Raw genomic sequence first — 14,389 nt, 5'->3', positions numbered from 1 at the left:
AGCGAAAATGTAACCGCGATGATGCGCATCCTACAACATACGGTTTCGTAAAGTCGCGGCCTTACCAAATGGTATGGTTCCGGCAAGGCGCTTGTATGTCCCGGTCAATATCGTCCCCCTCGCTGCAATCCTGCTGCATCAAAACCGCTCCAGCGAGAGGACCAAAATCATGAAGACAATTGTAGCCGCCGCCGCTTTGAACTCCGTCGTGGCTCTCGGGCTCATCGCAATCGCCGTGCCCGTTCAGGCTGCCGTACCTTGCGAAGACATGCTGAAGGACATGCGTGCTGCGAAAGCGTCCGCAAAGCTTTCAGGCGCCGACATGAAAAAGGTCGAGGAACTCGAGACCAAGGCGGTCGAAAGGTGCAATGCCGACGACGACGCGCGCGCGGACAAGTTCCTCACCGAAGCCATGCAGATCATCGGCAAGTGAGCGGAGGATAGACCATGACCATGGCAAACCAGCAGCTTGCCGGGCCGGAAAACCGCGTGCCCGAGGTGACCGTCGATTTCTGGCTCATCAAACTCATGGCGGTCACCATGGGAGAGACCGCAGCCGACTACCTGGCCGTCAATCTCGGCCTCGGCCTGACGCTGACGTCCATCATCATGACCATCGTCCTCGTCGTCGTGGTCGGAGCACAATTTGCGCAGAAGCGCTATGTGCCTGCCGCCTACTGGGCCGCCGTGGTTCTTATCAGCGTCGTCGGGACGTTGGTGACCGACAACCTCACGGACAATTTCGGCGTTTCACTGGAGGCATCGACGATCTTCTTCACGGTCGCGCTCGGCGCCACGTTCCTCGGATGGCATCTGACGGAGCGAACGCTTTCGATCCACACGATTTTCACCAACCGCCGCGAAGGCTTCTATTGGCTGGCAATCCTGTTCACATTCGCGCTCGGAACGGCCGCGGGCGATCTGGTGGCCGAGAAGTTCGACTTCGGGTATCTGGCGACCGCATTGATCTTTCTGGCACTGATCGTGCCGATTGCTGCGGCGTACTTCATCGTCAAGGTGAACGGCATCGCGGCGTTCTGGCTGGCATATATCTTCACCCGCCCGCTCGGCGCTTCGTTCGGCGATCTGCTATCGCAGCCGAGTGAATATGGTGGCCTTGGTTTCGGGACGATCTACACAAGCTTCGCTTTTCTTGGAGCGATAATCCTGATCGTCATCTACATGACGGCCAACCAGGATCAGCGTGAAACAACCGGGCTTTCCCGCTGAACGAGAGGCAGCCTTCGTACCGGGCGCGATCTCGGCTCCAAGCCGATCCGCTCGGCTTCGAGGAAGTCCTGGCGCAAATGGGAGGTTGGAGCCTGGAAGTGCTTCGGTCCGCGGCATCAACATTGCTACGCTCGAAACAGGTCCCGCTCGCAGGGTTTGGATTTTTTACGGATCCGTAAAGAATTCAGCGGGATCCGTTCAGGTTCCTGTCAGGCGCAACCGGAAAATGGCGGCGACGTCTCATTTCCATGAAGAGCGCCGCGATGACCACCCTACATGCTGTCTCCCGCCAACGGACCTATCTCGATTCCTTCCTCGTTCTGACGGCGTTCTGGTTTCTGTTGCTGGCGATATTCCATGCATGGCCGATGATCGATGTCAGGATTTCGCAGAGTTTCTTCAGTTCTGCGCTCTGTATGGACCGAGCCACGGTGCCGCAATGCGGACATTTCACACTCAGCAAGGTTGCGTGGATCACGACCCTTCGGTGGCTTCTCTATGCGCTGCCCTATCTGGCTGCCGCGGCGGTCGTGATTGCGTTGCTGGTTGCGGGATACTCGCCGAGGCTTCGCTATCGGATGCCGGTACAGCGGCTTTGGATATCGCTCCTCAGCCTCGGCATCGGAACTGGGTTGATCACCAATCTGTTCCTCAAGGCGCATTCCGGCCGGCCGCGTCCGTTTGATACGGATCTCTTCGGCGGCAAGCTCCAATTCATGCCGGCGGGATCGTTCAATGGAGCCTGCGAACGAAACTGCTCGTTCGTATCGGGAGAAGCATCCGGCGCAGGCTGGCTGATATGCGTTCTCTTTGTGTTGCCACCCCGCTACCGCATGTGGATGGCACCTCCCGTCATCCTGGCTTCGCTTGCGACAGCCGGACTTCGGGTGGCCGTCGGCGCGCATTACGCGTCCGATGCAACGCTTGGCCTGCTGCTTTCGATCGCCGTCTTTCTGGGCCTGCTCGCGCTTGAGGAGCGCATCGCGGAGCGCTGAATCAAGTCTCATCTTCAGGAGTAGCCGTATATCGGACTTGGCAGCCGTAGCCGAAGCGCGGCTGCGCCCGGCGGCGCACGCCGTGGCCTGTTCAGGGTTGTGAAGCAGGTCGGAATTGCTACACTCAGCAGGCGAATAATTCCAAAAAGGGAACAGCAATGAAAAAGACCATCCTCCTGGCTGCCGCAGCCTTGCTGGCGGCAACACATCTTGCCTGCGCGGACGACACGATCCGCATTGCAACCGAGGGCGCCTATCCTCCGTTCAACTATGTCAAATCGGATGGCAGCCTCGAAGGTCTCGATGTCGACATGGCGAATGCGCTTTGCCAGGAAATGAAAGCCAAGTGCAAGATTGTCGCCCAGGACTGGGATGGCATCATCCCGGGACTTCTCGCGAAGAAATACGACGCCATCATCGCATCAATGAGCATCACCGACGAACGCAAGAAGCAGATCGACTTCACCAACAAATACTATACGACGCCGCTTGCCGTTGCGGTGCCTAAGGATAGCGACCTCAAAGGCGTTTCTATCGAGGACATGAAGGGCAAGATCGTCGGCGCCCAGGCATCGACGACGCAGGCTGACTATCTCAACGACCACTATGCCAAGGGTGGAGCCGAAGCGAAGATGTATCCGACCCAGGACGAAGCGGTCGCCGATCTGCAGAATGGCCGCATGGACGCTTTGATTTCCGACAAATTCGTTGTCGTGGACTGGCTGAACAAGGCCGGCAAGGATTGCTGCAAGCTGCTTGGCGACGTTCCCGGTACCGAAACGCAAGCCGGCATCGGCATTCGCCAGGGCGACACCGAGCTGAAGGAGCGCTTCAACAAGGCGATCGATGCGCTCGTCGCCAACGGCAAGTACCAGGAAATCACCAGGAAGTATTTCCCCTTCGACATCTACTGATCGCCGGGCGATCCAGTCGCGCAGAGGTCCAAAAGCCTCTGCGCCAACCCTGTCAGCTATCCGATGAAAACAGACATCCTCGTTCTCGGTGCCGGCATCGTCGGCGTGAGTGCGGCCATACATCTCCAGGATCGCGGCCGCTCGGTCGTGCTTGCCGACCGCGGTGAGCCGGGGGGCGGGACCAGCTACGGCAACGCGGGGCTGATCGAGCGCTCCTCGGTCATCCCTTACGCCTTTCCGCGGCAATTTAAGACGATCGCAAAATACGCGCTGAACCGCGCGTCCGACGTCCGCTACGACCCTTTCTATCTGCCCCGGATCGCGCCCTGGCTAGCACGTTACTGGTGGCATTCCTCACCTGCCAATCTGGAGATATCGACCCGCGCGCTTCTTCCTCTGGTCGAGGCCAGTATCAGCGAACATGACAAGCTGATCGAGCGGGCAGGGGCGTCTCGCCTGATCCGCTCTGACGGCTGGATCTCTTTTTACAAGGACACCCGGCGGTTTGATGCCGCCCGGGCGGAGGCCGCAAGTCTATCGAAATATGGATTGGCGATCAGGATCCTTGATGGTCCGGCGTTTCAGGCGCTCGAACCGGCTTTCGCGGCAACAGACACGGAAATCGCCGGCGCCATTCACTGGCTCGATCCGAAAACAGTGATCGATCCGCAAGCGCTGACAGCCGCCTATGCGGGAGCCTTCACTGCCTCGGGCGGCAGGATCGTCCGCGCTGACGCGGCGATGCTGTGCGAGGAGAAGAACGGCTGGTCACTGGCGGCAGAAGACGGCTCGATCCTGGAGGCGAGGGAGGTCGTCGTTGCCCTCGGCCCGCAATCCGGCCTGATCTTTCGAAAGTTCGGCTACGCTCTGCCGATGGCCGTCAAGCGGGGCTATCACCGGCACTACGCCCAGAGCGGCGGCCAGCCACTCGGCCATTCGGTCGTTGACGAAGAAGCCGGCTACGTTCTGGCACCGATGGCCCGGGGCATTCGCTTGACGACCGGTATCGAGTTCGCTGCACCCGATGCGCCGGTCAACACAATCCAGCTCGGCCGGGCCGAGACGATGGCACGCGCACTCTTTCCGCTTGGTGATCAGGTGGAGGCAACGCCCTGGCTCGGCCTTCGTCCGTGCCTCCCGGACATGCGCCCGGTCATCGGCCCGGCGCCGCGCCATGCGGGCCTCTGGTTCAGTTTCGGCCATGCGCATCACGGCCTCACGCTCGGGCCTGCCGGCGGGCGGCTCCTCGCGGAGCAGATGGTTGGCGGAGAAACCTTTGCGGACCCCAAACCATTCCATCCGCAACGCTTCCTTTAGCCGCCGGCAACAGGCGCCGGTATCGTCGACGGCCGACATGGACGGTGATACTGCGGAGAGTACGGCGGCCGAGCGAGACTGTCGCATCTCTAACTGGCACACCTGTCGCTTTACGAAATAGAATGTACCAACGTCCATCCAAGGATCGCATAATATACGGTATGGAACAAACCTTTAGGCGAGCTTCTGCAAGTGCTCTTTGAGCACGAAAGGGGGCGAAATGACGCTGAAGGGAATGATCGACCGCAAGCTTGTCTTGATGGTCGTTACGCCCCTCGCACGGGCCGCGCTGTCGGCTCTCGTGGGGTACCTTGCTAGCAAGGGTGCACCCGCCGACGCGCTTGAACAGGCTGTTGCAGCCTGTGGCGCGCTCGGCGTGGTAGCCTTCAACATCGGTTGGGAGTTGGTCGACCGTAAGAAGGCGGAAGAGAAGGGCGCGAAGCTGATCCTTGATCAGATAACGCCCTCTTATACGTCCGAGTTTCTTCGGGCGTTGGTGGCGGACGGCGAGAAGCCAGCGGCTATAGTAAAGGGTCTCCGCAACAGCGATCCGCCCTCGTGGGCGGAGCGTAACGGAGCGCCGCTATGATCGGGGAACTGATCACGGCTGGCGCGGGTCTGCTTGGCTCCCTTTTCGGGAGCAAGAAGAAGCAGACTACCACCACCCGTGTTGATTACGGGCGGATGGTAAAAGACGCGACGGCGGCAGGGTTCAATCCGCTGACCGCTCTTCGCAATGGCGGGTCGGCTGGTTTCACAACAACCACCGGCCCGACTCTCTCGAATCTGCCGGAAGCTCTCGGCAGTCTCGGGGGCGTCCTTGGTGACGCCCTCGAAAACAAGATCGACCCGCTGAAAAAGAAGCAGCGGGAGCTTGATACTGCTCTTGTGGATTATCAGCTGCGACAGCTGAAACAGGGTCCGGGTATGTTTTATCCCGGGAGCACCTACACCGGCACGAAAGTGACGGGCAGGCATCGCCAGCGGTTGGGCCGTCGGCGAAAAAGCCGCCGCATGTTGTCGGTGCGCTTGGTCCTAACCTGCCTCCGGGTGCTGGGCCGAACGGAGAGATACAGCCCGCCGTGGTGGCGTGGCGTCGGTCGGACAACTCGCTGATGTACACCTACAATCCGAATTTCCCGGACGGCGACGCGCAATTGGCGGGTGCCGTCTCGGATGCGGGGGGCAGGTTCAACGAGGAGAAGGACAAGCTGATTTATCGGGAGAAGTCAGAGGCGCGGCGCGAGGGTCGATATGATCGGCCATTTATTGGGCCGAGGAAGCCGGTTGCGCCGTCCGGTACAGGCCGTTGGGGGCGGTACGCCCGTTAGGCCTGTAGGTAGCTGAGCAATCCTGTTGCGAGGAAGATCAGGAGGAGGGCGAGGGCGGAAGTAAAGATCACGTTCATTTAGGAGGCTCCAGTTAATGGCCGACGATAAAAAAGTGAAATGCCCCGGTTGTCAACGCCGGGCCGAGAATATCAAGGCGACCGCCGTGAAGACATGGCGTTCGGTGAAGTCAGCGTTTAGAAAAGGAAGACGTCGTTGAATAGACAGCTTAGCGCCCGCGAGATCAAGGATATCTCGCGCACCAATACGACACCGATTAACATTCCGCGTTCCACGCGGCAGGTTAATCAGAATGCGGCTACCTCGATGCCTGCGGGCAAGATGGTTCCGCTCGATGCGTTTCCACTTCTGCGCGAAGACGCGCTGCGCAATTCCATGATGACCGTTCGGGTCGATCTCATGGAAACCGCGGAAATCATCAAGAACGCCATCCAGTGCCGCGTCATGGCGTACTTTGTGCCGTTCCTCGCGTTTGCGCGATTTAACGGCGGCATGGATGAGTTCAACCGGTCGTACATGAAGCAGAATATTGCGGATGGTGCGACGGTGACCCCGTTCTTCAACAGCCAGGTAGCGGGTGCCGCTGGATCGATCCCGATCCATAAGTATCTTGGCTTTCATGCCGGTGCGGCGGATACGATCAATACGGCCTATATCGAGGCCTATAACATCATTTGGAATTTCCGCGCTCGCAATCGCTCTGAAACGCTGTTTCAGGCGAAGAAGCGGCTTGAGACGGCGACGTCTCTTGCGCCCGCGTTCTGGCAGCACGAACAGTTCAAGTATGTCGTTCCTGATTGGGACGATATCGCCATGGAAGGGCAGGTTGATCTGACCTTCACTAACGCGCTTGCCCCTATTAAGGGCTTGGGTACGACTGTGCCGAATGCTCAAGCGAATATCGCGAACGTGAAAGAGACGGGGGGCGGTACGCGGACCTACGCTAGCGCCTCTATGTTCCGGGACGCCAGTTCAGCGAATTTTATGGAGCTTGCAGCGGGTGTCCCGCAAGTCTTCGCTAATCTCGCCGCGGCGGGGGTCAAGATTTCGCTTGCGAATATTGAGCTTGCCAAGAAGACGCAGTGGTATGCGGAACTGAAAGCGCAGTTCGAAGGCATCCCGGATAATTACGTCATCGACCTGCTGATGCAGGGCGTGAACGTTCCCGATCAGATGTGGAAGCAGCCGATCCTTATTGCCGACAAGACGCAGGTCTTTGGTATTGAAAAGCGGTGGGCAACTGATGGTGCAAACCTGACGGACGCGGTTGTTAACGGGTCCGCTCTTGTTGATCTCGACATGGTTCTCCCACGTTGCCCGACTGGCGGCATTGTCATGATCGTGGCTGAGATCATGCCCGAACAGTTGTTCGAGCGTATGCGCGATCCGCTGTTGTTTATCACTGACCCCGCCAAGCTTCCGAACGCGTTGCGTGATGATCTCGATCCGCAGAAGGTCGAGCGCATGTCCAAGGGCGAGGTTGATACGTCGCATAGCGACCCGAACGGTTTGTTTGGCTATCGACCGCTCAATTGGATGTGGCAGGCGTCCAACACGCGTATCGGCGGCAAGTGGTTCAAGTCGGCGCCGTCTACGGCGTTCAACGAAGATCGACAGCACTTCTGGACGGTCGAAGTTACCGATCCGTCATACAACTCGGACTTCATGATTTCGGAAACGTTCAACACGCTTCCCTTCGTCGTGACCAATCAGGATGTTGGCGAAGTCCAAATCCACGGCACGGCGATCATTGAAGGCAACACGCAGTTCGGTACGCGTCTGCTGGAGAACGACAACGCGTACGTTGAGGTTCTTGCGCAGGTCGATCAGAGCCGCCTCACGAAGGGAGTTTAATGTGCAGAAGCTCAACATGATTCAGGCGTATCGCCATCTTGAAGAAACCAACTCCGTTGTGTTCGTGGCATCGCCGGATAACGCCGAGCAGGCGCGTCTCGTCAAGTTTCGTATCATCACTGAGCAGGACGTAGTCCTTCAGGTTAGTGATGTGGACTACGCGCCGGAGATTATCGACCCGGAAACGGGTGAGGTCATTCAGCCACGCGTGGTCGAGAACCCGCGTAATACGCGGCTTCTGACGTGTGTCACGAAGGGCTTCGATGAAGTCGAGTTTTATTATCAGGGCACCTTTGCCCTGAACCTGCTCGGCGGCGACATTTGGTTGTCGACGTTCGATAGCGCGTTCGTGGATACGACGCCTAGCGACTTTACCAACTACGCGCGCCTTTGGGAGCGCGAAGAACGTGACCCGCGCATCCTCGAGATCGAGCGTGCTGCGCGGCACAATCAGGAGGCGCTTAAGCGCCAAATGATGGAAGACTTTGCCGCTCATGCGGCAGCACTGGAAGCGAGGTATGCCGCGAATGTCACTGCGCCTAAGACTGATGCAGCAAGTGGAACGGCAAGCGATCAGTCGGGCGTGTCCACCGGCGCACCTGCTGGCGATCCGCCAGCAACGCCACCGGCTGGAACAGGAGCTGCAGGGGAACAGAATGATGGTGCCTGATCTGACGAATGTCGATCCGGCTACCAAATTCCCCAGGGCGATTGCTGCCATGCAGAACGCGGGCTTTTTGAAGTCCGCGCGCTACACGGAGCAACAGCACCGCGCGAACAGGGAAGGGGCGCATCCCTTTATCCTTGAGTTCGCTGATAAGACCGTGAAACGGCTCGGGATGCTTGGCATCCCGTTTTTTCCGCACTGCATTGTCAGGACGGAAGAAGAGCAGCGGCAAGCGGTGCAAAGCGGCGTCTCTTGGGATAGCCCGGACGATGGCCTTTGGCCGCATCGTTTCGGCGCTGTGGACCTCATCCATGGTGTTTTAGGCTGGATGGATAAGCCAGCCATTCCCTACGCATGGGACGTTGTCGGCCATGTCGGTAAACAGGTCGCCATATCGATGGGGCTTAAGATCGTATGGGGCGGTGATTTCCCGCCTCGTAAATACGATCCCGCTCATTTCGAAATGGCGGGCTGGCGCAATTGGCGCAAAAACGCTGACGGCACGTTCGCGCTCAACAGGAGCGATCTGTGAGCGACCGCCTTCAAGCGCCTGTCCGCGGCTCATGCGTCACGGTTCCAGACGCCGCACTGCGCGTCTGGGACGTGGAGCGTAGCGAGCCAAAGGGGGGCGTAGCGCCGCCCCCCGCACCCTGCGGCTGTGCCTGCTGCAAAGCGGCGCAGAACCGTTTACGGTAGCAAGAACCGCTAAGGTTCACTCCCGCCTCAAGGCAAAGCGAACGCCCAATCCTCGTTGGGCGCTCGCACAAGCGCGCCTATCGCACATTCTCGTATGTGCGTAGGCGCGCGCCCACGGTCTCCCTTGTCCAAGAGTGCATTTACTGACACCGACCAAAAACAGGAGCGTTCGATATGTGCACAGCACCAAATTTGCTTAGCGACGGGCAATTGGTCGCGTGTCGAAAATGCGAGCAATGTAAGGACCACCGAACTATGGATTGGGTGGGCCGGTGCATTGCTGAAAGTAAGACATGTGTCGCTGCCACCGCCGTGACCTTGACCTACGGGCGCGATGAGGATGACAACGTCTCTCACGCGCGGGCGGCGATCCTGACTTACTCTGACGTGCAGAAGTTCCTTAAGCGCCTGCGCAAGGCCGGGTTTCCCTGCCGGTATTTGTTTACCGGTGAGATGGGATCGAAAAAGGGTAGAACCCATTGGCACGGCATAATCTTCTGGAAGAAGAAAGTTCCCGTTTCCATGATGGATTACGGCAACAATTCGTGGTCGGATTGGAAGCCTCTCGACAAGCCTGTCGAGCGTTTCATGGAATGGGACAAGCGAATTCATTTTCCCGCATGGCCGCATGGCTTCAGCCATTGGGAGCCGGTGAAACCCGGCCATATGCGGGGATCAATCGCCTACGCCTGCAAGTACATTCATAAGGATGTGAATGACGCTGCGGCGCAATCAAAGCTCACCATGTCAAAGGACCCGCCGCTTGGCGCGGATTACTTCATGCGTAGAGCGGAGCGCTTCGTGCATGAGGGCATAAGCCCCCAGGACAGATTTTATCAGTTCCCCCACGAAGCAAAGCAGAAGAACGGAACGCCTTTGCGGTTCCGGCTTGCCGGGAAGACCGGCGAAATCTTCTGCGAACATTTCATCCGGACATGGAATGAGCGACGGCCGGGACAACACTGGCCGCAAAGCGACTGGCTGGATGAATGTATGGATCGCCGCCTCCGTGAGGAAAGCGGCGACTATGAATATCAGGGCAGGGGGCGCTATGTGCGCATCCCGTCAATGCTTGGCAAAGAGGAGAAAACGAGATGGCAAGACATAGGTCCCGTACCCGAGGGAAGGCCGTGGCGGACACCGCTCGGCCCGACCGAAAGACCACCCATGACCCGATCGCAAAGGGAGCAACTGCGATCGGAGCTAGATCGGCTCGACCGATCAAAGGTGGTCTGGATACGATCAAGCTCGACAGAGTTTCGCGGACGCTGGAAGCTCGCGATGTCGAGGATTCAGCGCGGCGGCGACAGCAAGCCCGTATGGATGCATTCCTTGATCGGAAAAGAGACGCCCTTGGGCGGCTAAACGACGCCCATATGGCGGCGGTAACTGCGCCACAAAAACCGCGACCTAATCAGGTCCGGTTCAGCGATCTAGGCTCTATGAGCCTCCAAAAAGTGACGGCCAAAAACAAATACGCTGAGCCCGACGCAAGAAGGTCACCAAACGAAGAAAAGGTGCGCGAAGCTCCTACGTGTAAACCAAGGCCAGAACATAATCGTGGAAGTGGCGGCAGTAGGTCGTTTGTACCGTGGTGCGACCGCAAACGGTAAAACACCAAAAAAAGTCCAAGGGGAAGTATTGCGTACCCCCTTGGCAAGAGCGGGCAAATCAGTGCATCGCTCGTTACGTGAGAGCAGGGGCGGCATTAAGGCTGCCGGTCCGTAGGACAAGAAAAGTCCCTAGACGTTGTTCGTTCCTGAGTGGTCGCGGGTAAACCACTCTTAGCTCTCACACGTTCAATAGCTCGCGTAAAGGTAGAGCGTGTTCACGCTTTGTTCCGTAGTGTCGCATAATATACGTTATGGAACCACCTGACGGATTGAGCCGATATTCAAAAACATCAACTGCGGTATGTGCTTAGAGGCCCACATTCACCTCACTCATCAAATGGCCCTAAACCCTTGAAGCTTCACCCCTACCAAAGCGGCGCATGCCGGTTGACGTCCTTGTAGAGCAAGTACCTGAACTTGCCCGGACCGCCAGCGTAGCAAGCTTGCGGGCAGAAGGCGCGCAGCCACATGAAGTCGCCGGCTTCGACTTCCACCCAGTCCTGGTTGAGGCGGTAGACGGCGCGGCCTTCGAGGACGTAGAGGCCGTGTTCCATGACGTGGGTTTCCATGAAGGGTATCACGGCGCCCGGCTCGAAGGTCACGATGGTGACATGCATGTCGTAGCGGATATCGGCGGGGTCGATGAAGCGGGTCGTTGCCCACTTGCCTTCGGTGCCCGGCATGGCGCCCGGCGGGTGTTCGTCTTCGTGGGTAAAGATCGCGGGCGGCGGCTCCAGTCCCTCGACGGGTTGGAAGGCCTTGCGGATCCAGTGGAAGGTCGCGGCATCGGCGCCGTTGTTCTGCAGCGTCCAGGCGCTTCCGGCAGGCAGGAAGGCGAAGGAGCCGGCGTTGAGGTGATGGACTCGTCCTTCATGGCCGATCGCCAGCGTGCCCGCCACGACGAAGATTGCCGTTTCGGCGCGCGGTTCGGATTCCGGCTTTGCGCTGCCGCCGCCGGGTTCCACTTCCATGATATATTGCGAGAAGGTCTCGGAGAAACCGGTCATCGGGCGGGCGATGATCCAGGCGCGGGTCTTCGTCCAGTGCGGCAGATAGCTGGTGACGATATCGGTCATCACGCCCTTCGGGATAACCGCATATGCCGTCGTGAACACGGCCTTGCCGGAGAGCAGATCGGTCTGCGGCGGAAGTCCGCCTGGCGGGGAATAGTAGGAGCGGTTTTCCATGGGAGATTCTCTCTGCGTCTTGAAGGTCTCGAACGGTAGCCTTTGGTCTCCGCCTTCTCAAGAAGCGCCGGCGCGAAAAGAGAGATCGTCTATGCGGCGCCACTATTTTAGACCAAAAGTTTGCGGCTCAGGTGCCAAGCTCTTGTCATCGGGTATGGTGCGCGAGGCAGCGCAACGGCAGTCATAGAGAGGGGCAAGAATGATCCAGCTACCGTTCGAACGGCAGGAATACCAGGAGCGGCTCACAAAGATCCGCGTCGAGATGCGCAGGCGCGAGCTTGAGCTTCTGGTGATCAACGACGTCGCGAACCAGCATTACATAACCGGTTACGACGGCTGGTCTTTTTATACGCCGCAGACGGTGCTGGTGCCGGTCGAAGATGGCGCCGAGCCGGTCTGGCTCGGGCGTGCCATGGATGCGGCGGGCGGCTTGCTGACGGCCTGGATGAAGCCCGAAAATGTCGTCGGCTTCCCCGAACCTTATGTGCAACAGGCCGATCGCCATCCGATGGACTGGATCGCGCAATGGATCGTCTCGAAAGGCTGGGGTGGACGCCGGATCGGCATCGAGCTGGAGGCCTATTACTATTCGCCGAAGGCGCATGCGCGCCTTGTCGCCGGGTTGCCGAACGCGACGTTCGTCGATGCCGATCTCCTCGTCAACTGGATACGCTCGGTGAAGAGCCCGGCCGAAATCGGCTATCTCAGGAAGGCATCGCGTCTGGCGGAAGCGGCGGTGACGGCGGCCTATGATGCGATTGCGCCGGGTGTGCGCGAATGCGATGCAATCGCCAAGATCCAGACCGCGCAGGTGGCCGGAAGTGCCGACTATGCAGGCGATATCACTGCCCTGCCCCCGACCATCCTCGGCGGTGAGAACGCCTCGGCGCCGCACATCATGTGGAGCGACCGCCGTTTCGGCAAGGACGAGACCATTGCGCTTGAGCTTGCCGGTGTCTGCCGCCGCTATACGGCGGGTCTGGCGCGCACCATGCAGCTCGGCAAGGCGTCTCCTCAGGTGACCGAGACGGCAAAGGCGGTGCTTGAGGGCATGGAAGCCGTTCTCGCGTCAATCTGGCCGGGTGTGCTGGCTGAAGATGTCGAGCTCGCCTGGCGCGGGGTCATCGAGCGCTATGGTCTGAAGAAGGAGTCGCGCATCGGCTATTCGATTGGCGTCGCCTACCCGCCGGATTGGGGCGAGCACACGATCAGCCTTCGCCCCGGCGACAAGAGCGTGCTGCAGCCCGGCAATGTCATCCACTCCATTCTGGGCATGTGGATGGATGGATGGGGCATCGAGGTCAGCGAGACCATTCTGGTGACCGCGACCGGCGCTGAGACGCTGACCAACCTGCCGAGAGAAATCCATGCCAAGGCCTGATCAGCTGGCTGCCGAGCTTGTCGCGCGGATGATTGCCGTGCGCCGGCACCTCCACGTCAATCCCGAGCTTTCCAACGAGGAGGCCGAAACCCAGGCCTATCTTCGAGCACAGCTTGAGGCCGAGGGACTGGCTGATATCCGTGATGTCGCGGGTTACGGCCTTTCGGTCGACATTGCAGGTACCGGCGGCTTCTCCAACCGCAAGGTCGCGGTGCGCGCCGATATCGACGCGCTGCCGATCGAGGAGCGCTCGGGCGTTGCGTTCTCTTCGGCGAAATCCGGTGTCATGCACGCCTGCGGGCACGATGCGCATGCGGCGATGGTCTTTGCCGCGGCCACTCACCTGCACCGGCATCGTGACAGCTTTGCCGGGACGGTCCGCTTCATCTTCCAGCCGGCTGAGGAAGCCGAGCCGCTCGGCGGGCGGCGTATCGTGGAGGAAGGCCTGCTTGATGATATCGACGCGGCGATCGGCATCCATGTCGATCCCTATACCGAGACCGGCAAGATCTCGGTCTCTGGCGGACCCTATACGCTGGCGAGCGATATTTTCGATGTCATCGTCAGGGGCACCTCCGCGCATGCCGCGAAACCGGCGGAAGGAGTCGATGCGATTGCCGCGGCCTGCGCCATGGTCTCGGAACTGCAGAAGATCGTTGCTCGGGAAACTGATGCCTATGATCCCCTGGTGGTGTCGATCACCGGTATCGAGGGAGGTGGCGCCTATAACGTCATTGCCGATACCGTGCGGCTGAAGGGAACGATCCGCAGCGGCAGCCCGGCTACCCGGCTTCGGGCCCGCGAGCGGGTTCATGAAATCCTGCAGGGGCTTGCCGCCGCCCACCGCGCAACGGTCGAGTTCAAGCTGATCGAGGGAGAGCCGCCTGTCGTCAATGACGCGGCGCTGGCGCAGCTCGTCTCGTCGGCGGCTGATCAGCTTTTCGGGGCGGGCACGTCGATTGCGGCGCCCGGCTGGACTGCGGCTGATGATTTCGGCTTCTACAGCGAGAAGCAGCCATCGGTTTATTTCAGGCTCGGCATTCGCAACGAGACCGAGGGCTCGATATACCCGCTGCACCATCCGCAATTCCGGGTCGATGAAGCCGCGCTGAGAATCGGCGCCGAGACGATTGCCAAGGTGGCATGCGAGGCGCTCGGCGTCTGAGTTGGAAGCGGCGCCGGTGGC

The 14,389-nt window shown here is 59.5% G+C and carries 14 protein-coding genes; 13 read left to right on the top strand and 1 reads right to left on the bottom strand.

Features of this window, described 5'->3' with window-relative positions; genetic code table 11:
• Window positions 1-169 precede the first annotated feature (169 nt).
• The 11 genes from F2982_RS21735 (at window position 170) to F2982_RS21685 (ending at window position 10,387) form a co-directional block, all read left to right on the top strand.
• Entirely contained in the window at window positions 170-433 is a 264-nt protein-coding gene (locus tag F2982_RS21735) for a hypothetical protein (RefSeq protein ID WP_203430858.1), read from the top strand.
• 20 nt (window positions 434-453) lie between these two features.
• Window positions 454-1,230: a hypothetical protein gene (locus F2982_RS21730; RefSeq protein ID WP_203431148.1), complete on the top strand. Its 777-nt coding sequence runs from the start codon at window positions 454-456 to the stop codon at window positions 1,228-1,230.
• 263 nt (window positions 1,231-1,493) lie between these two features.
• Entirely contained in the window at window positions 1,494-2,225 is a 732-nt protein-coding gene (locus F2982_RS21725) for a phosphatase PAP2 family protein (protein ID WP_203430857.1), read from the top strand.
• Between the two features lie 158 nt (window positions 2,226-2,383).
• Complete coding sequence (locus F2982_RS21720; RefSeq protein ID WP_130281191.1) at window positions 2,384-3,139, top strand: ABC transporter substrate-binding protein; 756 nt, start codon at window positions 2,384-2,386, stop codon at window positions 3,137-3,139.
• Window positions 3,140-3,202: 63 nt separating this feature from the next.
• Window positions 3,203-4,456, top strand: a complete 1,254-nt coding sequence (locus F2982_RS21715) for an FAD-binding oxidoreductase (RefSeq protein WP_203430856.1) — start codon at window positions 3,203-3,205, stop codon at window positions 4,454-4,456.
• A gap of 220 nt (window positions 4,457-4,676) precedes the next feature.
• A complete protein-coding gene (locus F2982_RS21710; protein WP_203430855.1) occupies window positions 4,677-5,045 on the top strand; it encodes a hypothetical protein in 369 nt (122 codons plus the stop codon).
• Window positions 5,042-5,572: a hypothetical protein gene (locus F2982_RS21705; protein ID WP_203430854.1), complete on the top strand. Its 531-nt coding sequence runs from the start codon at window positions 5,042-5,044 to the stop codon at window positions 5,570-5,572. The genes F2982_RS21710 and F2982_RS21705 overlap by 4 nt, the downstream gene beginning before the upstream one ends.
• 428 nt (window positions 5,573-6,000) lie before the next feature.
• Entirely contained in the window at window positions 6,001-7,659 is a 1,659-nt protein-coding gene (locus tag F2982_RS21700; RefSeq protein WP_203430853.1) for a hypothetical protein, read from the top strand.
• Window position 7,660: 1 nt separating this feature from the next.
• Window positions 7,661-8,329, top strand: coding sequence for a hypothetical protein (locus F2982_RS21695; RefSeq protein ID WP_203430852.1), 669 nt, complete (start codon window positions 7,661-7,663; stop codon window positions 8,327-8,329).
• Window positions 8,316-8,858 carry a hypothetical protein gene (locus F2982_RS21690; protein ID WP_203430851.1) on the top strand — a complete coding sequence of 181 codons (543 nt, stop codon included), beginning with the start codon at window positions 8,316-8,318 and terminating at the stop codon, window positions 8,856-8,858. The genes F2982_RS21695 and F2982_RS21690 overlap by 14 nt, the downstream gene beginning before the upstream one ends.
• 476 nt (window positions 8,859-9,334) lie before the next feature.
• Window positions 9,335-10,387, top strand: coding sequence for a hypothetical protein (locus tag F2982_RS21685; protein WP_203430850.1), 1,053 nt, complete (start codon window positions 9,335-9,337; stop codon window positions 10,385-10,387).
• Between the two features lie 613 nt (window positions 10,388-11,000).
• Here F2982_RS21685 and F2982_RS21680 read toward each other — a convergent pair.
• Window positions 11,001-11,822 carry a bifunctional allantoicase/(S)-ureidoglycine aminohydrolase gene (locus F2982_RS21680; RefSeq protein WP_203430849.1) on the bottom strand — a complete coding sequence of 274 codons (822 nt, stop codon included), beginning with the start codon at window positions 11,820-11,822 and terminating at the stop codon, window positions 11,001-11,003.
• A gap of 199 nt (window positions 11,823-12,021) precedes the next feature.
• Between F2982_RS21680 and F2982_RS21675 the strand changes: the two genes are divergently transcribed.
• Window positions 12,022-13,203 (top strand): M24 family metallopeptidase, encoded by a 1,182-nt coding sequence (locus F2982_RS21675; protein WP_203430848.1) that lies wholly within the window; start codon window positions 12,022-12,024, stop codon window positions 13,201-13,203.
• On the top strand, window positions 13,190-14,368 hold the full coding sequence (locus F2982_RS21670; RefSeq protein ID WP_246777633.1) for an amidohydrolase: 1,179 nt from the start codon (window positions 13,190-13,192) through the stop codon (window positions 14,366-14,368). The genes F2982_RS21675 and F2982_RS21670 overlap by 14 nt, the downstream gene beginning before the upstream one ends.
• The last annotated feature ends 21 nt before the right edge of the window (window positions 14,369-14,389 follow it).

Source organism: Rhizobium sp. BG4, from assembly GCF_016864575.1.
GTDB lineage: Bacteria > Pseudomonadota > Alphaproteobacteria > Rhizobiales > Rhizobiaceae > Rhizobium.
This window is presented reverse-complemented; position numbering and strand designations above follow the sequence as displayed.